Source organism: Planotetraspora sp. A-T 1434 (genome assembly GCF_025420585.1).
Classification (GTDB): domain Bacteria; phylum Actinomycetota; class Actinomycetes; order Streptosporangiales; family Streptosporangiaceae; genus JAOEGB01.
The window spans coordinates 12,027-37,248 of record NZ_JAOEGB010000010.1; the positions used below are offsets into that span (position 1 = coordinate 12,027).

At 64.9% G+C, this 25,222-nt stretch carries 20 protein-coding genes; 10 read left to right on the forward strand and 10 right to left on the reverse strand.

Annotated features, from left to right (window positions below; genetic code table 11):
• Nucleotides 1-256: 256 nt before the first annotated feature.
• The 5 genes from N5079_RS14585 to N5079_RS14605 all read left to right on the forward strand — a co-directional run bounded on the left by N5079_RS14585 (nt 257) and on the right by N5079_RS14605 (nt 3,970).
• Complete coding sequence (locus tag N5079_RS14585) at nt 257-526, forward strand: hypothetical protein (RefSeq protein WP_261584283.1); 270 nt, start codon at nt 257-259, stop codon at nt 524-526.
• Between the two features lie 258 nt (nt 527-784).
• A complete protein-coding gene (locus N5079_RS14590) occupies nt 785-1,024 on the forward strand; it encodes a hypothetical protein (RefSeq protein WP_261584285.1) in 240 nt (79 codons plus the stop codon).
• Between the two features lie 283 nt (nt 1,025-1,307).
• Nucleotides 1,308-2,477 carry a DNA cytosine methyltransferase gene (locus tag N5079_RS14595; RefSeq protein WP_261584286.1) on the forward strand — a complete coding sequence of 390 codons (1,170 nt, stop codon included), beginning with the start codon at nt 1,308-1,310 and terminating at the stop codon, nt 2,475-2,477.
• 115 nt (nt 2,478-2,592) lie between these two features.
• Entirely contained in the window at nt 2,593-3,411 is an 819-nt protein-coding gene (locus tag N5079_RS14600) for a GIY-YIG nuclease family protein (RefSeq protein WP_261584287.1), read from the forward strand.
• A 7-nt stretch (nt 3,412-3,418) separates the two neighbouring features.
• Nucleotides 3,419-3,970 (forward strand): very short patch repair endonuclease, encoded by a 552-nt coding sequence (locus N5079_RS14605; protein WP_315967834.1) that lies wholly within the window; start codon nt 3,419-3,421, stop codon nt 3,968-3,970.
• Nucleotides 3,971-4,186: 216 nt separating this feature from the next.
• Here N5079_RS14605 and N5079_RS14610 read toward each other — a convergent pair whose 3' ends face one another.
• The 8 genes from N5079_RS14610 to N5079_RS14645 form a co-directional block, all read right to left on the reverse strand.
• On the reverse strand, nt 4,187-5,101 hold the full coding sequence (locus N5079_RS14610; protein ID WP_261584288.1) for a DUF3883 domain-containing protein: 915 nt from the start codon (nt 5,099-5,101) through the stop codon (nt 4,187-4,189).
• A 1-nt stretch (nt 5,102) separates the two neighbouring features.
• On the reverse strand, nt 5,103-6,986 hold the full coding sequence (locus N5079_RS14615; RefSeq protein ID WP_261584289.1) for a DEAD/DEAH box helicase: 1,884 nt from the start codon (nt 6,984-6,986) through the stop codon (nt 5,103-5,105).
• Nucleotides 6,983-8,296 carry a hypothetical protein gene (locus tag N5079_RS14620; protein ID WP_261584290.1) on the reverse strand — a complete coding sequence of 438 codons (1,314 nt, stop codon included), beginning with the start codon at nt 8,294-8,296 and terminating at the stop codon, nt 6,983-6,985. The genes N5079_RS14615 and N5079_RS14620 overlap by 4 nt, the downstream gene beginning before the upstream one ends.
• 2 nt (nt 8,297-8,298) lie before the next feature.
• Entirely contained in the window at nt 8,299-9,141 is an 843-nt protein-coding gene (locus N5079_RS14625; protein WP_261584291.1) for a hypothetical protein, read from the reverse strand.
• A gap of 993 nt (nt 9,142-10,134) precedes the next feature.
• The gene (locus N5079_RS14630; protein ID WP_261584292.1) at nt 10,135-10,659 is read right to left on the reverse strand and encodes an NUDIX domain-containing protein; all 525 of its coding nucleotides are present in this window, start codon (nt 10,657-10,659) and stop codon (nt 10,135-10,137) included.
• Entirely contained in the window at nt 10,634-11,545 is a 912-nt protein-coding gene (locus tag N5079_RS14635) for a hypothetical protein (protein ID WP_261584293.1), read from the reverse strand. The genes N5079_RS14630 and N5079_RS14635 overlap by 26 nt, the downstream gene beginning before the upstream one ends.
• 712 nt (nt 11,546-12,257) lie before the next feature.
• Nucleotides 12,258-13,745, reverse strand: a complete 1,488-nt coding sequence (locus tag N5079_RS14640; protein WP_261584294.1) for a serine/threonine-protein kinase — start codon at nt 13,743-13,745, stop codon at nt 12,258-12,260.
• 7 nt (nt 13,746-13,752) lie between these two features.
• Nucleotides 13,753-15,165: a DUF4407 domain-containing protein gene (locus N5079_RS14645; protein ID WP_261584295.1), complete on the reverse strand. Its 1,413-nt coding sequence runs from the start codon at nt 15,163-15,165 to the stop codon at nt 13,753-13,755.
• 249 nt (nt 15,166-15,414) lie between these two features.
• Between N5079_RS14645 and N5079_RS14650 the strand changes: the two genes are divergently transcribed.
• The 3 genes from N5079_RS14650 (at nt 15,415) to N5079_RS14660 (ending at nt 19,997) form a co-directional block, all read left to right on the forward strand.
• Nucleotides 15,415-16,836: a hypothetical protein gene (locus N5079_RS14650; protein WP_261584296.1), complete on the forward strand. Its 1,422-nt coding sequence runs from the start codon at nt 15,415-15,417 to the stop codon at nt 16,834-16,836.
• A gap of 99 nt (nt 16,837-16,935) precedes the next feature.
• The gene (locus N5079_RS14655; RefSeq protein WP_261584297.1) at nt 16,936-17,952 is read left to right on the forward strand and encodes an ATP-binding protein; all 1,017 of its coding nucleotides are present in this window, start codon (nt 16,936-16,938) and stop codon (nt 17,950-17,952) included.
• 380 nt (nt 17,953-18,332) lie between these two features.
• On the forward strand, nt 18,333-19,997 hold the full coding sequence (locus N5079_RS14660; RefSeq protein ID WP_261584298.1) for a hypothetical protein: 1,665 nt from the start codon (nt 18,333-18,335) through the stop codon (nt 19,995-19,997).
• A gap of 77 nt (nt 19,998-20,074) precedes the next feature.
• Here N5079_RS14660 and N5079_RS14665 read toward each other — a convergent pair whose 3' ends face one another.
• Complete coding sequence (locus tag N5079_RS14665; RefSeq protein ID WP_410007789.1) at nt 20,075-21,124, reverse strand: SDR family oxidoreductase; 1,050 nt, start codon at nt 21,122-21,124, stop codon at nt 20,075-20,077.
• A gap of 186 nt (nt 21,125-21,310) precedes the next feature.
• On the opposite strand from N5079_RS14665, the gene N5079_RS14670 reads away from it, so the two are divergent.
• Nucleotides 21,311-21,787, forward strand: a complete 477-nt coding sequence (locus N5079_RS14670; RefSeq protein WP_261584300.1) for a vitamin K epoxide reductase family protein — start codon at nt 21,311-21,313, stop codon at nt 21,785-21,787.
• 112 nt (nt 21,788-21,899) lie between these two features.
• Nucleotides 21,900-24,221 carry an ATP-binding protein gene (locus N5079_RS14675; RefSeq protein WP_261584301.1) on the forward strand — a complete coding sequence of 774 codons (2,322 nt, stop codon included), beginning with the start codon at nt 21,900-21,902 and terminating at the stop codon, nt 24,219-24,221.
• 43 nt (nt 24,222-24,264) lie between these two features.
• On the opposite strand, the gene N5079_RS14680 is transcribed toward N5079_RS14675, so the two are convergent.
• The gene (locus N5079_RS14680; RefSeq protein ID WP_261584302.1) at nt 24,265-25,053 is read right to left on the reverse strand and encodes an SDR family NAD(P)-dependent oxidoreductase; all 789 of its coding nucleotides are present in this window, start codon (nt 25,051-25,053) and stop codon (nt 24,265-24,267) included.
• Nucleotides 25,054-25,222 lie beyond the last annotated feature (169 nt).

Genomic DNA, 25,222 nt, shown 5'->3' on the forward strand with positions numbered 1-25,222 from the left:
GCCGCAGTAGAGCTTGAAGGCTGGCTGGCGGCGCACGGCGAGGACGTCGAGCCGCTGCTGGATTCCATACGCGCCTGCCCCTTCCGCACCCGAGCGGCCGCCATGCTCTCCACTCTGGTGGAGGCGCGAGCGGACGGACGGTCGATGCTCCTGAAGTTGCGCGGGGATCGAGTGCTGGGACCCGTCGCCGTGACCGCTCTCCTCGACGCCCGGGGATCTACGGCCCGAGGACCTCACCACTGCAGAGCAACTGTCCTTGCTGGCCGAGGGGCTGGTCACCCTCCTGGAGCTGGGCGGCCCGGAAGCGGCGATGGACCAGATCACCGAGATGGCCGGGAAGGACGCGCTCGGGTTGATCGAGACGGTCCTGGAGTCTGGCCATCCCTCCGAGGTGAGCATGGAGGAGCTGCGCACCTTGGTGGCCGAGCCGATGCGAGCCCGCGCTCACCGGTTGCGGTTCGCGAACACCCCGGCACCCGGCTCCCGTGGCCGCCGTAGCGGCCACGGCAAGAGGCACAAGCGCTGAAGCCAGCATGATCGTGCCGGCGGGACCTCCGTCTTGCCGCACGATCACACCACCCATACGTCAGCCTTCCTCGACAGCCAGCCAGTCAGCCGTGCCGAGGAGCGTCGGAAAGTACATCAACACGCTTACCCTCGCTCAGGTCAGGACCCTCGATTGCGGGCGCGAAGACGTTGCCGGAGTTTCCGGGCCAACGGCCGGCCCTCGATGCTCGTACGCCGCTGCTGAGCAAGGTGTATCGGCACCGACGCGTTCTCCCCCGTGCATGGGTTCCCGCAGAATGGCAAGGTCACCGATCCGGGCTACCGCCCGTACGTCACCAAGACGATGGTCGACGAGGCGCACAGCCTCGGCATCAAGGTGATCCAAGCACTGACACCCCACCGCCTCGCGCGGGCGCCTTTGGGGACGCCCGCACGAGGCGGTATCGGGCGCGAACGATCACACGTTGGCCAGCAGCTCGTTGATCTCGCGACGGGATCGTCAACCGCGAAGGTGTGAGGGCCTGCCGTACGGCAAGGCCTCGGCACCTCGCCGTCGCCATGGAGTTCCTGGCATCCCAAATGCCAGCGTGCGGGAGGGGGCACGCGCCGGCGGGTTGGGGTGAACCTGCATGGCTTCACCAAGGCTGCCGCAAAGGGTGATCGCAGATGGAATGCTGTCGGTTGCTGAAGGGCGGCACGGGATGTCAGTGGCAACCTGTAGAACATCTGAGCGAGAGATCCTCGCCAGGACTCGATCGACACTGGGTCGGTCAGGTACGCAAGCAAGGAGGGGGTGTCATATGGTCACTACCGTGACTCTTGCGCCGGAGCGTGTGGTTCGACCGCAGCTAAACCTGGATCTTCAACCCACTGTGGCCGAGTTCTTCGCTGGGATCGGCCTCGTCAGGATGGGATTGGAGCGCGCAGGATTTCGGTGCGTCTGGGCGAACGACTTCGACCCCCAGAAGAAGGAGATGTACCGGACCCACTTCAAAGGTTCTGGAAATCACTACTTCTCGGGTGATGTCGCCGATGTGGACATCGCCAAGATGCCTCGGAAGATCTCACTCGCGTGGGCGTCCTTCCCCTGCATCGACGTCTCCCTGGCGGGGTGGCGTCGAGGTCTCAATGGAAAGCACACGGGCACCTTCTGGCACTTCATCCGTGTGATGAATGACCTCAAGAGGCAACACAGATTGCCGGCGGTTGTCGCTCTAGAGAACGTGAGCGGACTCGCCACTAGTCATGGTGGAAAAGATCTAGTAGATGCAATCATGGCGCTCAATGAGATCGGCTACTCCGTCGACGTTCTAGCTCTGGATGCTCGACACTTCGTGCCCCAGTCGCGGCCCAGGCTATTTTTGGTTGGAGCCCTCAGCAAGCCGATAGAGACACAAGAAGACGATCTGGTTCTTCGACCTGCGCGACTTCAGGCAGTATTCGACAACCCATCTCTTGTTACGCATAAGGCGGCTCTTCCGCGGCTCCCGCCCCCTCTCACCGCCGGCCTAGCCGACGTTGTGGATCCTCTACCTGCGCATGACGAGCGCTGGTGGGATGCTAAGCGGACAACCGCCTTCCTGGAGTCACTGTCACCGGTACAGAAGAAGCGGCTGGAACAACTTATGGCCTCCAAGCGGCTTGCCCACCGCACCGCATACCGGAGGACCCGGGATGGGAAGCCGATGTGGGAGATGCGCGCCGATGAGATCGCTGGATGCCTCCGCACCGCACGCGGCGGATCGTCGAAGCAAGCTCTTGTCCAGGTGAACGGCAATGAGATCAACGTCCGCTGGATGACCGAACGTGAATACGCCCGACTGATGGGTGCCAGAGACTATAACCTCGACGGGCTTCGCCGGAATCAAGCCCTGTTTGGCTTCGGCGACGCAGTCTGTGTCGATGTGGTTGAGTGGCTGGCCAGACACTATCTGCGTCCCCTTGTCGAGGCTGCCGAGTCGAACAGATAACGAGTCTCGTGCTCAGGCGATCGCTGAACAACCCCGTCTGATTGACCGGGTGAGGTTGTTGCCTAGACTCTGAAGATCCATCAGAGTCAACGATCTCACCCGAGGAGGTCCGCGGGTGCCCAGTGGACAGGGCAAGACCGGCAAGGGGCAGAAACCGTTAAAGAGCGAGCTTCCTGCACCGGCCGTCCGGGATTTTCGTAGATCACTTGATGACGCACTTTCGCAGACTGACGAAGCAGGTCAGGTCTGGGCGAACGCGCAGTGGGGGGTCTATGCCTTCTACGACTACGACGGCGAGCCCATCTATGTCGGCCAGACCAACGAGCAGCTCAGGGTTCGAGTACGTCGCCATTTGACAAACCAGCGGACCGACGCAGTCGCAATGCGCATCCTCGACGTCTTCGAGGTCGCAGAGATCGAACTCTGGCCCCTATGGGACCTGGAGGGCACAAAGAACGCGGACAAGACTGCCCGTCGTCGCCTCGACTCTGTCGAGTACTCCGTCTACGTGCAGGCAATCGAACGGTCGCGGTTCGGCGCCATCCTCAACGAGAAGATCCCTCCCGTAAGTGCCCGCGCGCCTTTGCCTGACTCCATACGGGTCGATCTTATTGGCTCCGAAGCACGCCAGGAGCGAGGGCATGCGGACACCCGGATCGCCCGACGTGCAGAAACGCTCGCCAGACTGGCGGCTGTAGCTCATGAGCGGGGAGAAGTCTCGCCTGGTCTGCGGCGAGTGATCGTAGTCCAGGCCGTCCGTCTCGCATATCTTGCTGCTACCCGCTTGGCGTTCGTCGATGGCCGGCCCGAGCCTGATGCGAGTGCTATCGATGTGGAGGCACTGGTGGGATCTTTGTTGTCCGAGGTGTCCGACCCGACTGGTCCTACGGACACGGATCCCATGCTGCTCATCGACGAGGACCTTGGGCTATAGCCATCGGATGTCTACGGGCGCGTACCATCCTGTTGTGGCCGACTCTTGGGCAAGCACATCTGCAACTCGGAAATCGATGCAGGCGAACCGCAGCCGAGACACCGCCCCAGAGCTTGCTCTTCGTCGAGCCGTCCACGCTCTCGGTCTCCGATATCGGGTATGCGCACGACCAATCCCCGAAGTCAGACGAACCGCCGACATGGTCTTCACCAGGGCGAAGGTCTGTGTAGAGCTTCGGGGATGTTACTGGCACGGTTGTGAGCAGCATCATCGCTTGCCAAAGGCGAACCAAGGCTATTGGCAGGAGAAGCTTGAGAAGAATCGAAGACGCGACGCAGCTCTTGAAGACATACTAGCTGCTGCAGGCTGGACACTCATCGTAGTCTGGGAGCACGAGGATCCGCACGGGGCGGCTCTACGTGTTGAGCAAGTCGTCCGCAGCAAGCGCATGGGAACCGATCGGCGTCGACGGGCTATGAGTACGGATGTGCCTGAGGCCGCGACCAGCAGCGGGACCAGTGAGCGTATGAACGCAGCCCCGAAGGGAGCTGATCTCTAAGCTTCCCGCTTTTGCCACGGCCGCCACCTGACAGTCGTTTCATGAGTATGCGCCCGGATACACCAACTGACCTGTGTCTTTACAAGGTCATCCACGCCGACGAGATTCACACGCCTAGGGCAGCACCGTCATTGATCCAGCCTGCGGAGGCCGCAGCCCGGCGCAGATCCGATTCGCTGCGCAAATCCAGCCGAACGGGTTCTGGTGCCGGTCTAGTCAATCCGCGGCTCTTCCGATTCCGGGGATCTTGAAGTCCGGATCCGGGACGAGTCTCGGAGAGCACCAGGCCGTGTCTGGCAGGGATAGCAATGCGGACCCCTCCCAGGCGAACTGCGGAGTGTCCGGCGGAACGACCTGCTGAAGGGTCCCAGGGGCTAGCTGGTGGACGGCCCCGACATGCGAGGCGTCTATTTCGTCGGCCACGAATGCAGCGCTATTAAAAATGACCTGGATGAGACGCCACTGCTTGCCGTACTGCAGGCTCTTCACGTACTCGTTGCGCGTGAGATGAAAAGTTCCGCGCGTCGTGGGTCCTGCCGCCTTCACCTCGATGCGATCGATACCGGTTCCGCGAACCTCAATGTCATAGCCGTATGCGTCGGAGATCTGGGAGACACGGACCGGCTTGTGCCCCATGTGCCGAAGCGCCGCGAACACGACGAGTTCCGCGGCCTCGCCGATCCGCTTACGGATCTCTGCCTGGTCGGGCTGGTCGAGTTGTACGTAAGTATCAAGGAGTATCCGGTCTAGCTCGGGTTCGAGCCAGAGCAGGGCCTTGAGATCCTCGGCGGGGATGTACTCCCGCGAGACGCTGCCAGCGGAGACGGCGAGGCGGAGCCAGGGCGGCGGGGCGGCGGCTAATAGGACGCGCGAGACGTCCTGCAGGGTCACCGTGGCTCCGAGGTCAGCGATTCCGGCGAGCCGCGGACTCAGCAGAACGGGGTCGGTAAGACTGACGAGACCGCAAGCGGCCAGGGACCTGGCGGAGGCCTCAAGGTCAATGGCCGAGGCGAGGTAGGAGCCATGGGCGCGGGCCGCATCCGCCCAGTCATCGATGCTCCTCCGGGGGGCCAGGCTGGCCACCCGGACGAGCAGTAGGACGCTGTAGGTCAGTCCGTGCCGGGGAAGCACGTCACCCGCCGCCTTGCAAGTGCGAGATCAAGGCCACTACGTCGTCACTGGCGACTGGCTGATCGGAGGCGTCCTCATCCGGTTCTGGCAACGCGACCTGGACCAGTCCGGGATCGTCCATCAGCCGGGAGAGCGCGACAATCTTTTCGCGCAACCTCCCTTCAACGGTCTGGTCGATTGTTCCCTCGCTGAGCAGGATCGTGAAGCGGGTGATCGTGCCTTCTTTAAGACCGAGGCGGTGAATGCGATCTTGGCTCTGTAGGTAGTGCCCTGCGTTGAACGTCCTGTCGAGGTAGACCGCGTGATGGCACCAGTGGTGAAGACTCACACCCTCGCCACACGCCGCCGGATTGGCCAGAAGGACGCTGCAGTTTGGGTCGTGACGGAACCTGTCTAGTTCGGCGTCCCGTGTCAGAACCCCCGGCGGAGCACCGTCTTCAGGCGGAACTCCGCCATGAACGATCGCCGGCTGGAACTCCTTGAGGTGGCCGCCCAAGAGCTTCAGATTGCGAACGAAGGTCGACCAGACGAGCACCTTCTCGTGCCTTGCCGCAGCCTCACGGACGATCTCCGCGATTCGGTGGTACTTCCAGGGCACCTCGTGTTCACGGTATCGCTGTAGCAGGTCGGCGATCGCCTCGTTGCCGCGGAGTTCGAGGGGCGGATGTTCGAATCCCTCCTGGTCGGACTCGTCGGATCCCGCCACCAACAGCATGGGGTTCGTCGCGGCCTCGAGCAGATACATCATGATCCGCCCAAGCCGGTCGAACCGGCGTCGCTCATCTCGATCGAGCTGAAACTCCCCTCTGTACCTCCCAAGGAGAGCCTCGTAAATCGCCTGCTGAATTGGGCCCATCGATTGAACGCCTACAACGAACTGTGTGGCGGGCAGTTCCAGCCGCGACTTCGGCGTCCGCACGAAGTAGCGCGAGATCGCTTTGCTCGTCGCGTTTAGGACCTCCGGGTCTCTCCCGTCACGCTCGAAGTAGGCGCCGGCCGGAAGGATCTGATGGTCCTGCCCCGGATACAGGAACCGGATCGGCGCAATCAGGTCGTAGGCCCCTTGCGGCGCGGGTGTCCCGGTGAGCACGTCTCTGCGCTTTGCCGCATAAGCGAGGTCGAGGACCGCCCTACCATGCACCCCCTGCTCGCCCTTCTTGATCCGGTGCGCCTCGTCCAGGACGATCTGAGTTGGCCGAAGCGCCACGAACTGCCTGATCCGGTCGTAGTCGGCGGCGACCCGGTTGTAGTTGGTGAGGAGGATGTCGACATCTTCGGGGATCAGCGATCCTGGCCTGGTGTGGATGGCGACCCACGTTGCTGGGCTCAGGCACGCCGCAGAGTCCTCCTTCCAGGCTTGGAAGGCCGCGATTGGACCGATGACCAGCAGTTGTTCGACCCTGCCACGCGCCCGGTTGAGAGTGAAGTTGGCCAGTGCGACGGTCGTCTTCCCAGCACCGGGTACGGAGAAGTCCGCCCCGTGCGGCAGCCGCATGATCGTAGCCAAGTTTTCGAGCTGGAACGGCTTGAGGCCCCTGCGGAAGCCGGCTCTCTCGAGCTCTGCCTCAAGTTCCTCCAACGGGACCTCTACGGGGTCCGAGACCGCTATCTCGCGCGCCTTCCGGTCGCGGGCAAGCGATCTCAGCTGCTCTGTAAGCGTCGGCCCGAACTCGAGGATTTGGCCAAAGAGCGAGCGGACCTCTCTGACCGCGCCTAGCTCTGCGAGGAAGACATCCGCTCGTACATCTGCGCGCTTGGCCGATCCGCCGATCACGCCGCGAGACATCGCCTCCTGAAGCCGCGCCCAGGCTCCGTCGTTGGAGTCGTCCCCGCGTTCGAGGATGACGATGGGACGGCCGCCGCGATAGAGCTCAGCGAAGATCAACTATCCTCCTTGATCTTCGCGAGGAGCTTTTCCATCTGGTCGACCTTCTCCAGCAGGCTCCTCTGATCCCACTCGTTGAAGGCGCGGGCCTTAGGGAGGGTGGACAGCACCCGCTTCAACTCGGCGATGGCTCTGTTGGCTCTGACCAACGGGGCGGTTACCGCGCTCTGGTCGCGTTGCTCCTCCGCCGCCTCGTTCGCCGCTGCGGTGATGGCGCTCTTTAAGCTCGCGAGGAGGTCCTGCACTGCGACCTTGTCTCCGCTGTGGAGCGTGACGTTGGCCCCCGGTCGCTTGGTCGCGACGAAGCTGAGTAGGTTGTGAAGTGGAGACTCTGGTCCACTCCCGCCTAGCACGTCATCCAGCAAATCGTCCTCGGTGTCGCCGGAAGGGGATGGCTCGGCGATGTCAAGCACCGGCTTAAGCGCAGCGTCGTCCTCGATTTCCCGCCGTACCAGCTCCGCAGCGTCAGCTCGTCGCAGGTGGCGGAGATTCCGGTACTCAGTTCCTGCAAGTGTGCCGAGGAAGTAGACGGCCTTGACTGCGGCGGCCTCCTGGGCTGGCTTGTTCTTGATGTGTCGGGCCAGTTCGTCAAAGGCTGATTCGTTCTCGGTGAAGTCCACATGGAGACGAGCACCCTGCGACAGCTGAACCAGTTGATGAACCTGCTGCAGCTTGTCGTAGAGATCACGAACTTCGCTGACCTTACGGTGCATTCGCGCGGCCACCTGTTTCCAATCCCTGCCCGCGCCGTTGAACAGGTCCTCGATCAGCATCGCCTCGTTGACCCAGGAGTAGGCCTCCTTGAAGTCACGGGCGACCTGGAGTTCGGCTTCGAGGTACAACAGTTCCGGCTTTGTCGCGTCCTGCGGCAGGACGAGGCACTTGACGTACTGGAATCTGAGATTATGGTCCTCATAGAGAGACCGCATCGCCGCACAACGCCGGTTGCCGTTGATCAGCACCCCTTCGGCAGTCAGGATCGCCGGCTCCTGCTGGCCCCTCTCTTCGAGATCGGCCTTCAAAGCGTCGAAACCCTCCTGGCCGCGCAGGATGTCGTACTGGGCTTGCTGCGCCTCCGGGCCCAGCGGGTCTGTCCTGAAGAGATCATCACGGCCGGTTCGGTGGATTTCCCGAAGCTGCTCGGCCTTGGTCCGATGGTTCAGCGTCGAGAATCGGACCCAGGTGACGTCGACTTCGACCTGAGGAAGATCCTTGTCGCTCCGGGGCCACGCAGGCACCGTGACCTGAGACCGCTTCTCCCGGGCCTCAAGAAAGGCGGCACGGTCTGGGTCGAGGTTGGGAATGGACATCATCAGTTCCTAAAGGTGACAACTCGCCCAGGACCGAAGCGAGAGGTGATGGTGGTACGAAGGGTGCCTGTCCGCTTCTGGAACCCGATGTAGCCGGTGAAAGATGGGGCCTGCTCCGGTGAGATCCCGAACGCGCTCAGCAGGATTTGCGGAAAGAAGCGGTGTTTGCCGCCGTCCCAGTTCCATTCGGTTGCGCCGTCCGCGCGGTCCGGCATCACGTAGACACAGGGCGGAGGGGCGTCGACATCGCCAAAGCGCACCGCGTTGCTGATCTTCGGGCACGGTCGTTGTCCCGTCCCGCAGAGGTGATTGTGAAAGATCACACCGTCGACCGTGTCCGGGTAGTCGCCGAAGAACCTCTGACGGAGACGATTGATGCCCTTCGAAAGGTGTTCGCCGGGCTCGTAGCGCATGCTGTCGCACAGCCACCACAGATAAGTTTCCCGCGCCCATGTCGGCGCGGACCACTGGACACTGCTGTGCTTGCCGTCCGGACAACCCTTCTGGATGACGGCTACCTCTCCGAAGCCGTCGATCGTCAGGCGGTAGACGGTGTCATCACCGTAGTTAGGCTTCTCAAGATCGTTGATAACGCCTTTGGCCAGCATGCCCTGAAAGAGGTTGGCGAGAAAGGCCTTCCGGTCCGCGACGCTGGCGCTCATGCTGCCCCGAAGGCCTTCGATGGCAGCGGGCAGAGCGGCGGTGTACTCCTGCGTTGTCAAGCCATACCGGTTGAGAAGAGTGTTTTCGGCTCCTAAATCCCTGATGAGAGCGGAAACCGAATCGACGATCGCCTGCGGAGGTGCACCCGCATGCCTGCACGGCATTGAGTCCTCAGCGTCCACGCGCAATCTCCTCATCTGGACCGCAGGCGACGTCGTCGAGGTGGTTACCCGGACGCCCCTTCGTTGTTCCTTGCATCGGTCCCGCTTCACCATAGATTGTCAAGGTTCTATTCGCAGAACCTTGATCTCTCAAGGTACAGGCCATGGGCGACAAACAGGTCGGACCGAGAGAGTTCACGTCGTAGCTCCTGCGGAGCACCTCCATGCGGGTCTACTGACCAATTGAGGGGCGTTTGATCGTTTTATGGGGTATCGCACAATTTGCCCAACCGAACGAACGCTGCGTTTGTCTGCTTTCAGTCCATATCCGAGTGGCGGGCTTCATTTAGCCGACCAGCAAGGACCCGATCTGCAGCTGAAAGTCCTGTCTATCCTGAGATGTGGCACTTTGTCCTTACCTGCCGGTGATGCACAGGTTTGGGCGGCCGACGCGCCTGGCGGTACGTCGCAAGCGTGACCGAACAGTGATCGTATCCAGCGACCTGTCCGGCGCCCGCTGGAAGCTCATCGAACACGGTGCCGCGCTCGGCATCGACATAGAAGTCATGATCCGCCCGTCCATGATCGATCTCATGTCTAGCGCGCCGGCGAAGCCACCCCGACCTGGCGAAGGTGCTTGAAACCGAACAGACTGCCGAGGTTGACAGTTCAGCAGGCAAGTCGAGGGTTACGGAAGGTGACTAACCTGCCGGGACTCATGTCACGCCTGGAAAGGAACTTCTAATGATTTCTAGGAGCTCCGCTGCGGCTTTGCGGTCAAGCTGGATAGTCTGGCTGACCTTCTTCTCGGATCGCCGTGTGTCGGAACCATACGTGCTCAGCTGTAGCAGGGGGCCATCTTCCGTGTGGATCACCTGATAGCCGCACTCGACCTCAGTGGGATGGGGGCTCGCGGCCTTGGTGACTTGGAAGAACTCCGTGATCTTCGCCATTGTCCCATTCTGGCCAGCGATCTGTGATTGAGGAAGAGGAGAACGCCGCTAAGACTGCTGGCTACTGAGGCAAATCTCCGCGTTCGTGATAGTTTGACCGATTCTCTTGCAGAGCGTGCAACGCGGAGCGGACACGGAGCCCCACGTAGGGCCTTAAGAGGCACATGGCCTCCGCTGGATCGGCGAAACGGAGACCCATGAGCTCTCTGTCCACTACGTGTAGAGCATCGGCTTGGTCATCACTTAGAACTCCTCCATCGAAGATGAACATCAGGGAGTCGTTCCAGGGGCCGTGGGGGGAGACCCAGTCGACGACGAGTAGGTGGCCGATATCCAGGTCCAGGCCGAGCTCCTCTTTGATCTCACGCCGTGCGGCGGCGGCGGGGGACTCGTTGGCTTCGGCCATGCCTCCCGGTAAGTCCCAGTCCGGCTTGTACTTCGGGTCGACCAGGAGGATTCGACCCTGCTCGTCGCGGATCAGGACGTCGGCTCCGACACGTTTCCGGGCCTGCTTGGCATTGCCCTCGGCGAGGTAGGCGTTCCAGGCTACGGGATCGCGCTCATAGAGCGGGACTTCCGGGTCCACGATCAGAGCCTCCCCACTGATACAGCCAGCGCCGTTCCTTCAGGGCCTCATCCAGGGCGGCCAGGAAGTCGGCGACGATCTCCTCCCCACGATACGCCGCGAGAAGGACTTGGAGATCTGCCAATTGGCGCGTGACGACGAGTGAGCTCAGGGAGCATGTGTCGTCAATAACGCTCTTCGTGACGCCGCACGCTTCCTCGGGGCTGCCCTCTGCCAGCAGCACCTTCGCTAAAACGAGCTGCGCCAACGCCCGGCTGCGCGTGCGATCTCCGGAACGGAGGGCGACAGCGCGATCTGACTGCTGACGCGCCTCCCCGAGTCGGCCGAGCGCCAGCATGGAACGCGCCGCATCGAGCGCCAGCGAGCCCTCGTCGAACGGGCCTATCCACGGCGAAGGTCTCTGCTCACGTTCAAGGGTGCGTTCGGCCTGGAGCAGCAGGCTGGCACACTGCGTGGAATCCCCCAGTGAGGCGAAGCTGCGAGCGGCCATGGTGAGCAACCGCGCCTCCATCGCCGCAGCAGACGTACGGGTGCTCCTCAGCATCTCCGTTCCGCGGCGGGCCAGCCGTACGGCATCGGTCGCGCGCCCGCGGTGCTGGGCGAGGTGGCTCATGCTGCCGAGGATGTGGGCTTCGAGCTGCCGGTCGCCTCCGACGGCCACAAGGTCGAGCGCGCGGGAGAAGTGCCGGCCCGCGGTGTCGTCCCGGCCGGCGTCGTGCGCCATCCATCCGGCCATCTCGGTCAAGGCGGCGGCAGCGACGACCGCTGTCGGCCCGTCGGCGCCTCCGAACAGGCGTGGGGCCATATCGCGCTCCAGGTAGCCGACCACCGTGGCGTAGAGATGACCGCCGCCCACGCGCCGATCCGCGCCACGAAAGGCCGTCATCGCGTTGAGGTCGTGCCGGGCCGCGGGCGGACAGTCAGCCGGATCGCCGGATACTCCTGAGTCGCCGGGAGCAGGGGCCGCGTCTGCGAAGAGAGCGTCCTCGTCCATCCTCAGCGCTCGGCAGAAGAGCAGCCGGTATCGCTCGCTCAGAACCGTGATCCGCCCTGACTCCCAGCGACGGATGGACCGTACGAGAGCCTCATGATCAGGAAGGTCGCGGCGGTCGTCGCCTGCCGCGACGCGCGGACGCCGGGCCATGGCACGGACGTCCCACAGCCGAGACTTGCGCTCCGCGCGGATCCGCATGGCCCATTGGGGGAGTCGGCCATGTTCACCTCTGTACAGGTTCGAACACGGATCGTGTCCGCCGGTGCTCCTCATTGTCATCCTGCTTCCGCTCATCCGCAGGCCATCTACTTGGACTGATCCCACATCCGGCAACGCGAGGGCACCCACATGAATGAGAAGGCGAAACAGGCCGTGCGGGAGACCCGGCGCTCAGCCTTGCTTCGACGCTCGTCGTCTGGGTGAGTCTCCAGCATGGGTTCCTTTGGGTCGGTCGCGACTGGGGCTGGCAGTCGCACCCGCTCCACGATGCGTCCGGCGCCGCTCGGCTGATCGCCCCGCTCTACTGCGAACGCGTCCGCGACGTCGATGAGGCCGGAGCCGTTCGAGAAGAGGTTCTATAGCGATTCGGTCAGGTGGGGCAGTGCTATTTGAGGTGGCGGAGAACCTCGTCGCGCACTACCGGGTCGAGGTGTCTGAGGAGAAGATCGCCGCGTCCGTCCGTTGACGCCTTGAGCAGTTCCGCGATTCTGGCCGGGTGCACGTGGCTGAGCACCTCGCATGCCTTCTCCACCGACATCGCCTCGATGAGCGGGATGGCGCCGGCATGTTCGGCGAGGCGGCCCACGATGGCGCCTGCCGTACGGCCGTCGGTATGCCGGAGGATGGCCGCGGCGTCGCCGGGCGGGATGGCGTTCAGCAGTGGCGCGGCCTGGGATGTCTTCATGTAGCCCACCATCCCGGCGGCTCGCTTGGGCGGCAGTGCTGTCAGCACGCGGGCGGCCTCAGGCACCTTGACGGCCATCAGGTCCAGCCTGCCGGCCGCGTCCTTTGTCGGCAGCGCGAGCAAAACCGCGACAGCCTTGTCCGTGGAGAGGCGTAGCAGTACGGCCGCCGCGGTCTCGGGCTCCGCCCCGCTCACCATCCGTACGGCGGCGTCCTTGGACAATCCCGCTAAAGGCGGAACCTCTGCGAGAGGGGGAACCTCTAGGGGTGGCGATGGCTTTTGCGGTGTTCGAGGGGGCACCTTGTCGTGCTTGATGTCCCGGTGCTTGATGTCATGGTGATCGCTGTCCTCGCGCCGCTGCCGTCGATCGGGTTCGTGCGCGATCGCGTCCAAGGCCACGGCGAGCCGGTCCGCGGTCATGCGCTGGGCGGCGTCCTTGCGGAGCAGCTTGACGATCACATCGGCCAGGGGCCCGGGGCGGGTAATGGGAGGAAGGTCGTCCAGGAGGATGGCGCCTAGGGTGGCCTCCAAGCTCCTCCTGCTGAACGGCGATCGTCCTTCGAGCGCGTAAAAGAGGGTGACGCCGAGTGACCAGAGGTCGGATGACGGCCCCGGATCACGGTCGTTGATCCGCTCCGGCGCCAGGAACTCCGGTGACCCCACGAAGAGATGCGTGGCGGTTACCTTGCTGTCGCCGAGGATCCGGGCGATCCCGAAGTCGACGAGGAACACCCGGCCCTCATCGCTGATCATGATGTTGGCCGGCTTGATGTCACGGTGGAGCACGTCGGCGCGGTGCGCGGCGTCCAAGGCGTCCAGCACGTCCCGTCCGATCTTGGCGAGCCCGCGTTCCCCCGGCTGGAGGCCCTCGTCGATCAGGTCCTGAAGCGTGCGGCCCTTGACGTAGGCCATCACGATCCACGGGTGATCGTCCTCTTCGAACATGTCGTAGATTTCGACGATCCCCGAGTGCCTGAGCCGCGCGAGGGCCTTCGCCTCATCCTCGGTGCGCCTTCTCCGTACGGCCCAGCTCTCCCCGGTCGGGGAACGCCCGAGTTCCTTGAGGGCGACGAGGCGGCCGAGCCGTACGTCCTCGGCCAGCCAGACCACGGCCATGCCGCCGTTGCCGAGCCTGTTCAGCACCCGATAGCGGCCGTTGATCAGCTGGTTGGTCCTTTCAAAGGTCACAGGCGGCTCAGTCGTCCTCGGGGAACAGTTCGAAGGTGCCGGAACGCGCGGGCGTGGAGCCGGATGGGTCCGATGTGCGGGCCCGCGCCCTGCGCGTGTCGTGCATGGTACGCAGGCGCTCGTCATCCATTGAATGCTCAGAGGTCGCGTCTGAATGCTCAGAGGTCACGTCTACGGGATCCGGCCGGGTGGGTGACGGCACTGGAGCCTCCCATGGGTCCGGCATGGGCCGAGTCCGGTCTGGCGCCGGTTTCTCCGCGTCCGGACGATTCCAGATCTGGAATACGGATCCGTGGTCGTCGGCCGTGCCCGAGCGCGACAGGGGGGACGAGGGGATGAAGCTGTTCTTCGCCTCGCGAAATTCGTGCTTCTCCGCGAGTTCGAGGATTCGCTCGTAGTTGCCCGGCTTCATCATGAGCTTGACCGTCACCGGCAGGCACTCGATCAACAGGAAGAGCAGGAAGAGCAGGAGGTGGGCGCCCCGAAGGGTGAAGTCCTGACCTGACACCTCGTTGAGCGCCTGCAGGCGGATGAGCAGTCCGTTCGTGACCTTGTTCTCCGCGTCGAACAACGCCTGCAGGTCACTCTGCCGCTGGACCGCGGCGTCCAGCGACTGCTGAGCCTTCGGCAGCTCGGTCTTGGCGTCGTTGAGCCGTTCCTGCTTGGCCTGGTCGTCGTTGGCGCTGAGCTCGCTCTTCCGCTTCTCGATCTGCCCGTTCAGTTTGTCGACCTGGCTCTGTGCCTTCCGGTAGGCCTTCTCGCTGGCCTGCGCCAGGACACCGGGCCCCTTGCTGGGGCAGGTCGGCCCTCCGTAAAGCTGGCACTGCCACTCCTTGTAGTGCTGCTTCGCCTGGGCCCGCTGGTCGTCGCGCTGCTTGGTGAGCGCGATGACCAGCGGATCCCGGGTGGGGTCGATCGGGACGTCGCCGCCCGAGGTGATCACCTTCTGCAGGTCGGCGATCCTCTTGCGGTCGGCGGCGATTTCCTTGCCGATGGTGTCCTGCTGCTGTTGCTTGGCGAACTGGTTGGCCCGTGCCTGCTTGATCACCACGATCTGGGCGTCGATCTCGGACTTGAAGATCTGCAGGACCAGCGGGGTTGAGACGACGGCGCCGATCAGGACGGCCATGACGATCCGGGGGACGGCCAGTCTCCACCGGCGTGAGCCGCCCGAGTGCATGGTGCTGACCAGCCACCGGTCGAGGCTGAGGATGGCCAGGCCCCACGCCAGGGCCGCCGGGATCGCCAGAAAGATGTTGAGACCGAGCGCGCTGTTCAGCGCGAACGTCATCGATACGGTGGCCAGCACGCTGGTGGTGAGTACGGCTCCGCCGACACCCTCGAATTTGCCGCGCTCGCCCGGGCAGCGGTCGAGTATTTCGGGACGGGCACCGGATAGGGCAAGTAGATACCTTCTCATCGGTTCCCTTTCCCGATTTGTCCGTCTTTCCTAACGTGCCTCTGCCGACGTTGTGGTTCCCCGAAGCGTGAGGCATCATAACATGCCAGTAAATAGGCCACATGACTAAGAAAAATGGCTATTTAGCGTGAAGCGGACATGCAGGGCGATTTTCACGTCGATCCCGGCATTCGGGGACGTCTGTACTCATTTGGCGCGTCCTGCGGTGAGTGTTATGCGAAATCTACTGACCTCTCGTGGAGGCCCGAATTGACCGTGCCGCGTGAAGTGCCGCTTCCCACGGCTCTCGCCGACGCGACGGAGAAATTGGACGGAACGGGTCGCGTGGTCGTGGTCGAACTCGGCGCCGGAGGCATCACCACGTACCGCCTCGACCGCGACGACGTGGGGTTCCTGCGGTGCCGAGGCCGGAACGTGCCCTGGCCCGTCCTCCTCGGCGGGCGCACCTCGTGGGACAGCGGCGATGCCGAGGGGGAGCGGGCCGTCCTGCGGGCCGCCGGTGATCTGTCCGGCGCCGTCGTGTTCTTCGTCTGTCCGCTACCCGACGGTTCGCCGACCGACACGGCGATCGCATGGCTGCGGAAGGCGCGCCCGGAGGCCCGCATCTACACGGCCGATGCCGTGGTGGTCGCCGACCTGATCCGCGCGGCGATGGCCAATGACCCCCTGCGCTGGCCGTACGACCTCGTCTTGCTTCGGGCGCACCCGGACGGCCGGCTGGAGTTGACCGCCGAGCAGTTGTTCCCCTTCGGTGCCCGGCGCGGCAAGCTTGTCCGCCGAGAGCTCCGCTGCGAACCGAGCGACGCGAAGGGTGTCGCGTTCGCCGTGGTCTCCTGGCAGGACCGGGATCCGGTGCTGGTGTCGATTCAGGCCGCGCGGGTGCCGGCAGGGCGGCACGAGCTGACCGCCGAGCTGAGGCGGCCGGGGCTCGTCCGGATGAGCATCAGGGGGGTGCCCGAGCTCACCGAGGACGAGCGCGATTGGGCGGAACTGGTTTCCGCAGTGCCGCTCCGGTTGGCCTCTCCCAGCGGCCCCATGCACCTGATCTGCGCGGTGGAGACCTGTGGGGCTCCCGCCAAGGTCGAGGAACGGCTGGGGCGGATCCGTCAGATGATCACAACGTTGTCCTCTGAGCTGCCCGATCGTCTTGACGTGTCTCTCGTCGCCTACGGGGCGCACTCCTACGACGCGCGTGACCCGGACCCGCCGATCGACGTCGCGGCCTGGACGGCGTCCCCCGTTCGCGCCCTGGAATCGCTGCGGCGCCTGGAGGATGCCGGAGCGGACGCGAGGGGCTACCCGGACGCCGCACGGCTGGAGGACATGCTCGCTGAGGTGGACAGGCGGCTCGGTTCCGCCGCCACCGGGCGGACGGCGCTTCTCACGGTCGGGGAGCGGCCGCCGCACCCGCCACGGGTGGAGTCGGAAATCCTTCCCTGTCCGGCACGTCATGACTGGTCCCAACTGCTGCGCCGGCTGGAGAACCGTCCGGGCATGACCCTGGGCGCGATCTGCGACAGGCCCGGGGAGCGGGCCGGCCGTGCCTGGTCGCGCTTGGGCGGGGGAGCGCCGGCCCACCTGGAGGCCGTGGACGTCAGGACGCTCGCGGCGCGGATGGGTCTCCGAAGGCCGCCAGATCAGCTGATCCCCTTCCCGCTGACCGTGGACTGAACCGGAACACGGCTGAAACCAGGGCTCCCGATAACCAGGGCTCCCGATATCGAGGCCGCCCCAAACAGGACTGTTGAAACCGAGAGAAGAGGCCCTGCCATGCACCCTGATCCGGGATCGGCCCGCCCCAGCCACAACATCGCGATGTGGGGCGCCCCCGGAAGCGGTAAGACCACGCTCCTCGCGTCCCTGAGTATCGCGCTGATGCGTAGGCGAGGGCCTTGGAAGATCATCGGTGCGGATGATCCGTCCGCCGAATTCCTGGAGGAGAAGTCCCTCACGCTGTCCAGGGGGGAGTTTCCGCAGGCGACTCTCGACATGGAAAGTTATCGCTGGGTCCTGGTGGGGGAGCCGAAAGCCCCGGAGAGACGGCGTGGTCGCCTGTTCGGCGGTCCGCCCAAGGCGGCTCCGGCCCCCCGTGTCGGCATCAGCCTGCTCGACCCGCCCGGCGGGCTCTACGGCGACCGAGGCTCCGTTTCCGCGACCGACCAGAAGGAACTGCTCGACAACCTGGTGCAGAGCCGGGGCATCGTGTTCCTTTTCGACCCGATCCGCGAATTCGACAACGGAGACGCGTTCGACTACCTCTATCGGGCGCTGGTCCAGCTCGCCAAGCAGATCCTCGCCGGGGACGATCACGGCGATGGGAAGTTGCCCCACAGCCTGGCGGTCTGCATCACCAAGTTCGATGACCGCAGGGTATTGCAGACCGCGGAGCGAGACGGCCTGCTGACGGTCGACCCCGACGATCCGCACGGATTTCCGAGGGTCGAGCCCGAGGACGCCGCGCGGCTGTTCCACCGCCTTTGCGAGGTGTCGAGAAGCGGTAACGCCGACCTCGTCGTCAACGCGCTCGATCAGTATTTCCGGGAAGACCGAATCCGGTTTTTCGTAACGTCTTCAATCGGGTTCTACCTCGACCCGGAGAGAAACGTTTTCGACGCGCGCGACTTCCAGAACATGGTTCCCAACGTCACGGGCAACCAGCAAGGTCTGAAGGCCGGCGCCAGCAAGTTCCGGATTCGGGGACGGGTACATCCGATCAACGTGATGGAGCCGATGGTCTGGCTCGGCGAGCAGTTTTACAACAGTCAGCCGAACAACGGGACGATCTGATGGGCACGGCGCACCTGACCGTCCATTGGGCACTGGAGGGGAAACAGCCCGGCAGCAGCGACGAGTACGGGATCCTGGCATGCAGCCGAGGCCCGTTCTCCCCGGCGCACTTCATGGACATCAGGGCTCGATACTCGACCGGTACGCCGGAGAACCTGCCCCAGGTGACCATCGGCTGGGTCGGCGGCGGACGCCAGGACAGGTGGCTCCTCCTGTCCATTCGACAGTCGTCCGCCGAGACGGATGGGACGGGCCGCGCCATTGCGGAGACCCGTTACTTCTGTGTGCCGTACGAGCAGGTCACCGAGCACCACCTGTCGTACGAGGCGCTGCACGCGGCGCTGGAGGCGTGCGAGCCGGTCCGTGACGAGCCGTTGGCTGTGAGCGTCGAGGCGCCCAATATCGAGGACATCGCCGCTCGGGTCGGCCTTGAGGCCATCAGCGCGGCCGCGCTGCTGTTGACCGACGAGCCCGTCTGCGTCGTGGGAGGCGAAGCCCTCCCATGGCTGGAACGCCTCCGGTTCCTCGACACCGTGTTCTCTCTGCTCCCGTACGGCATGCGGACCAGGCTCAGTGCGTCCACCTGGACGAGCAGCACGGCCGGCCGATGGTGGACCAGCAAGGCTCGCAACGAGTGCCGGCTGTCGTTCACCAAACATGCGCCGGAAGGCGTTCACAGCGTGCGCTGGGGGGCTCTGACAGAAGTGTCCTCATCGCGCCATGATGCGCATCGCTACCAGAATCTGCTGGTGGATCGCTGTGGGCAACCCACCGCGCTGATCGAGTGGCTGGCCGCCGGCACCGAGCCCATGTCCTTCAGCCCGGACGGTCGCGCTCGGGCGCTGGCGCGGCTCTCCGAGTTCACGGCTCGCGACGACGCGGCGACCCGGGCCATCAGCGCGGACCAGTTCACGATGGAGCGCCTGCTCAACGAGTGCGCCGACTTCCTGAAGTCCAGGCAGGACGGGAAGCTCGCCGAGCACCTGGATCGCCTCGGCAACATGGTCAGCAGGCAGGGCGGCAGATTCTTCACCGGTGAGCAGCGTCGTTACCAGGAAGTCATCGCGGAGCGGCAACTACTGTGGACGTGGCAGGACGTCGACGACGACCTGTTGTTCCAGCTCCACGCGGTGATCTTGAAGGTCGGCTACGGCCCGAAGCTGTCAGCGCGGAACATGGACGAGATTCTGGATGGCGTCGGAAGTCCCGGCAGAAGTCTGTTGCTGGCGATGTTGCGGATGCCCTCCGACGCCGTCGTGCGACTCACCCTGGCATGCCGCCTGGACGACAAGGCGGAGCTGAGGAGAGCCTTCGATCAGCACTCGGCCGGCGACCTGGTCAACGTGGCGGCTCGAGAGCCTTACGACGGCAGACTGATCCAGGAGATCGTGGACGAACTGGCCAGACGCGGCTCAGCGGAGGAGGGCCTGGACATCGCAGGTGCTCTGCGAGAGCACAACTACTTGTCGGACGCGATCAAGGCCCTGCACCCGGCCTCCATTGAGAATCGGACCCGCGTTCTTCGGAGGTTGCTGGTCGCGGCGTACGGCCAGAACCTTGAGCCGATGGAGTTCGCGGAAATCGTAGGCCTTCCGCCCGGTGGGGAACCGTTACTCGCCGCCGCCATCCTCTCTCACGGCGCGGGTGCCGGCGAGACCTTACTCCAGACGGTCGTTCTCTCCTACCTCGGCAATGCCGGGCTCGACCCTACGACTTTTATGAAGGTGAAGAGCGCGCTGCTTGAGCCGAAGCTCGGCGGCCCGGCGCCTTCCGACGATCCAGAAGCGTATGAGGACGGCTCAGGGAACCTGAACGCTCCTGAGGGCGCGGTGTCACGCATCCTCAGGAAGCTGCGCAACCCCATGTCACGAGGACGGAGTGTGCGCGTATCCAGCAGGCACGGTCACCTGGAGGAGGCCGCAGGACTCCGCCGGCAAGACGGCTCCGGCGGCAAGGACTGGCTTCCTTACGTACTGCTCGCCATCCTCGGTGTCGCGGTTGTGCTCTTCTTCGTGCTCGGCTATGAGCTGCTGAAATCACTTTGAGTCAGGGGCCGAGCCGTAAGTCGGCGAGTGGCGCCAGATGTGCTGGCAGCAGTCGACGCGGTCAGGAGCCGATGCGGTCAGGAGCTGTGCTGGAACGGTAGCCCGCGGACCGCGCCCAGCCGGGTGGCGGCGGTGGCCAGTGCGGCTCCGCCGACGGCTATTGCGGCCACGAGCCTGCGGTGGCGGGAGAGCCAGGATTGCGGGCTCCGGGAGTGCGACCGGGAGTCGAAGCGGCCGTGGGCGCCGAAGTCGTGGCCGTCTTTGCCGTCCGCCGGCTCCCACAGGTTCGCCGGGCTGTCGGGCCGGTGGGGCTCGTCGGTCTGCTGGGAGGCGTACCCGGTCCTGCCGAGGTAGCAGTCGATCAGAGCCGGAGCGATCCGGTTGGCCAGCAGTGTGGCGGCGGTCGTGGCGCCCACCCAGAACTCCTTGCGTTCCGGGTGGTCGGCGGCGAAGACGACCGCCCGGGCGGCCACCTCCGGCTGGTAGATGGGCGGCACGGGCTGCGGGCGGTGTGGCAGCCGCGACAGGACCCAGTCGAACTGCGGCGTGTTGAGCGCGGGCATCTGCACCATGGTGACCCGCACCCTGCTCTTGTCGTGCAGCAACTCACACCGCAGAGACTCGGTGAAGCCCTTGATCGCATGCTTGGCTCCGCAGTACCCCGACTGCAGCGGGATGGCACGGTACGCCAGAGCGGAGCCGACCTGGACGATCGTGCCGTGATCGCGCGGGAGCATGCGGTCGAGGGCCGCCTTGGTGCCGTGGACGTAGCCGAGATAGGTCACCTCGGTCACCTTGCGGAACTCGTCCGCGGTGATCTGGGTGAATGGAGCGAACACGGTGCTGAAGGCGACGTTGACCCACACGTCGATCGGTCCCCACTCCTGCTCCACCCGGTTGGCGGCGTCCTCCACCTGGCGGTAGTCGCCGACGTCCGTGGGAATGACCAGCGCCCGGCCCCCGGCGGCCTCGATTTCGTGGGCGGCGGCCGCGAGCCCCGTCTCTCCCCGGGCGAGCAGTGCGACGCTGTCGCCTCGGGCGCCGAACATCCGGGCGGCCGCTCGTCCCACGCCCGCGCTGGAGCCGGTGATCACCACGATCCTGGGTTCGCCTCGCCTCATGTCCATCACCTTCGCCCGCGCCCCGGCTTGGCTCTTACCAATGACGCTGCTTGTTCCTCCCTCACCTGGGCAATCCCTCGACGACCGTGAACGGCTCAAGAACCCGCCAACCTTCCGGGCATCGAGATTGTCCCGGGCGGTGAGGGTAGGCGGACAAATATGCGTGATGGTCCCTCTTCCCTCACAAGCCGCGTGCCGATCGCCTTCCTCGCTCTCATCGGCTGCGCCATCTCCACCTACCTGGCGCTGTATCAGTACGGCGTGCTCCACTCCGTGTGGGACCCGATCTTCGGGGACGGCTCGCACAAGGTCCTGACGTCGGCCATCTCCCGCATGCTTCCCGTGTCGGACGCCAGCCTCGGCGCGGGCGCCTATCTCGTCGAGGCCGTGCTGGAGCTGAGCGGAGGGCGGAGCCGCTGGCACGACCGGCCCTGGATCGTCGTCCTGCTCGGGCTCACCGCCGCCGTTCTTGCCCTCACGGGCGTCGTCCTGGTGATCGCTCAGCCGATTCTGACGGGAACCTTCTGCACGCTCTGCGTCACGTCGGCGGCGCTGTCATGGCTCATCGCGGCGCTCGTGTCGACCGAGGTCCGGGCCGCTCTGGGACGAGTGGCCGAGCTACGGCGCGACGGCCGGTCGCTGGCGGCCGCGGTCCGAGGGGATCGATAAGGCGATCAAGGCGATAAAGGCGAATGATCGCGTGGCATGCCGGTGCGGCGGCCCCGATCTGATGTCAGCCGCGGCCAAGTGCCATGTGGGTCCAGTCGCATAGCATGAAAACATGCGGCAGCGAAAGGGGAACCTGCCAGCCGATGTGACGAGTTTCGTCGGACGACGATCAGAGTTGTCCACCATACAGAAACTGATGACCTCGACACGGTTGCTGACCTTGACCGGTGTCGGCGGTGTGGGCAAGACACGGCTGGCCATCCGGGTCGCCGCGGGCGCACAGCGGGCCTTTCCCGATGGTGTGTGGCTCGTCGAGTTGGCCTCACTGCAGGATCCCCGGCTGCTCGCCCAGACGGTCGCGGACACCCTCGGCCTCCGAGGTCATCCCGTACAACAACGGCAGATGGACACCCTGATCGACTATCTGCTCGACAAGCACCTGTTGCTCATTCTGGACAACTGTGAGCATCTCCTGGACGCCTGCGCCGACCTGGCCAGCGCTCTGCTGCGAACCGATCCTGAAGTGCGGATCCTGGCCACGAGCAGGGAGTCCCTGCGCGTCCCCGGCGAACGCCTGTTCGTGGTTCCACCGCTGTCGCTCCCGAAGCTGGATGAGGTGGCCCAGTGCACCCCGGACGCCCTGTCGTCCGAGGCGGTGACCATGTTCGCCGAGCGAGCCGCCGCGGCGGAGCCCACATTCACCTTCAATGCCGAGAACAGTCAAAGCGTGGTACGGCTGTGCCGGCGACTCGACGGCATTCCTCTCGCGTTGGAGCTCGCGGCGGTGCGGGTGCGTGCGCTGTCCATTGGGCAGCTTGTCGCTCGCCTTGACGACTGCATCGGCCTGCTGGACTGCGGCAAACGCGCCGTGAGGCCTCCACATCGGACGTTGCGCGCATTGATCGACTGGAGCTTCGATCTCTGCACGCCGGACGAGCGAACGCTGTGGGCCCGTCTATCGGTCTTCTCCGGCGGCTTCGACCTGGAAGCGGCTGAGGCGGTGTGCGGTTCGACCGGCCTCGCCGACCATGACATCCTTTCCCTCCTTTCGGATCTCGTGGATAAATCGATCATCACGGTCGACCGGTCCCACTCGTGGCTGCGCTACCGCATGCTGGAGCCGCTCAGGCAGTACGGCCGGGAGAAACTGGCCGCCTCCGGCGAAGAAGCGGCGCTTCGCCGCCGGCATCGGGATCACTACCAGCAGATCGCCGAACGCATGTACGACAATTGGTTCGGCCCCGGCCAGGAGGACTGGTACTCCTATGTGGCGGCGGAGCACGCCAACCTGCGTGCCGCCATCGATTACTGCCTGACCGTGCCGGGCCAGGCTGAGGCGGGGCTTCGGATCGTCTCCGCCCTCCGCGTTTTCTGGATTTCCAGCGGCTTCTTCGCGGAGGGGTGCCGTGCGCTCGACCAGTTCCTCGCCCTGGACGCCAGCCCCACGCCCACGCGAGCCCGCGCGCTTCGTGATCGTTGCTGGCTCGCGCTCCTCCAGGGCGACATCGAAACGGGCCGCAGGATGCTCCCTGAGCAGCGGGCATTGGCCGAGGCGCTTCAGGACGGGCTCTCCTCCGCGTGGACCACGCTTCTCACCGGGCTGACGGTGGGCATCGGCGGTGACCTGGCACGGGCCGAGGCGTTCTTGGATAAGGCCGTCGCCGAGCAGCGCGAGACGGGCGATCCGATGGGCGAGTGTTGTGCCCTGTTCTACACAGCGATCGTCGCTGTCTTGCGTGGAGACGTAGATCGCGCGGCCGCCTTATGCGACGAGGCGTATGCGGTGAGTGCCGAACGGGATGAACACTGGTACGCCTCTTGCGCTCTGTGGACGGGCAGCATCGTGGCGTGGCGGCGGAGCGACATCGCGAACGCTCGCAAACTGGTATTGGAAAGTTTGCACCTCAGAAGGCATTTCGTCGATTGCAAGTATTCCGTGATCCAATGCTTGGAGGTGCTGACCTGGATCCATGTCTCTGAGGGCCATTTCGCGCTGGCCGCTAGGTTGTTCGGGGCGCTGTCGGTCCTGTGGAGGCGTTGTGACGCGGTGTTCTTCAAGCACCTCGAGATCTACCACGACGAATGCGAGCAGCGCACAGCCGCCGCGCTCGGGGAGAAACGATTCGCCGACCTCATGGCGCGGGGTGAGACGCTCAGCCTGGACGCGGCCCTTGCCGAGGCGATCGGGGAGAAGCCCGCTGGTCACGAGGAGGACTCCAAGGCGGCGGCGGACGGCCCGCTGACGCATCGTGAACGCGAGGTGGCGCGGCTTGTCGTTCAGGGCTTGACCAACAAGGAGATCGCGGCGACTCTGGTCATCGCTCAACGCACCGCCGAGGGCCACGTCGAGAACATCCTGAACAAGCTCGGTTTCACCTCGCGCGCCCAGATCGCCGCATGGGCATCACAAGAACTACCGCAACTCCTGCCCTGAGATCGCCGGCGGGAGCGCACCGGTCCGGGATCGTTCCCGCGAATCACACGATCACCAGGCCTCCATCGATCATCACCACCTGGCCGGTGAGGTAGTCGGAGTCGGAGGACGCGAGGTAGAGGGCGGTGCCCACGATGTCCTCCGGCCGCGCGGGACGACCGAGCAGGCTGTTCGCCGAGAGGTCTTCCATCACCTGCCCCGGCCACTCTGAGGCGCCCATGTCCATGAGGTCCTTGTTGAGCTGAGTCCACAGGGGCGTGTCGACGACACCTGGAGCGAACGCGTTGACCGTGATGTCCTGCTTGGCGAGACCGCGCGCGCCCGCCTGGGTCAGGGCGATGACGGCGAACTTGCTGGCGCAATAAGGGGCCCAGTCCGGGTAACCCTGGCGGCCGGCGACGGAGGCGGTGTTGATGATTTTCCCGCCGCCACCTTGGGCGATCATCTGCTTGGCCGCCTCCTGCATGCCGATCAGCGTCCCGAGTGCGTTGACGTCCATGATGGCCCGCCAGTTCTCCTCGGTGATGTCGAGCAGACGCATGGGCTTGTTGAAGCCGGCGTTGTTGAACTGGACGTCCAATCGGCCGAAGGCTCCGACAACGCCGGAGATGGCCCGCCGGACGTCACTCCGTACGCTCACATCGCCCGTGAACGCCGCGGCGGCGCCTCCGCTGGCATTGATTTCAGCCACCGTGGAGTCGGCCGCGGCCGCGCGCAGGTCGAGCACGCCGACCCGGGCGCCCTCACGCGCCAGGCCGGCCGCGATCGCCCGCCCGATGCCGCTGCCGGCTCCCGTAATCAGCGCCACCCGTCCGGCCATCCGACCTGTCATTGTTCGCTCCTTCTCGCTGCGCCCGCGCGGTGCGAAAGGCCTCTAATGATCATGATCTGAGAGGGCCGTCGTGCTCCGTAGGCTCCGCGCGCCGCCCTGCCTGACCCGTGCGGTCGCCCCCACACGCGGACGCAGCCTCCGGCCCCCGGCGCCCTCCCTTTCAATGTAC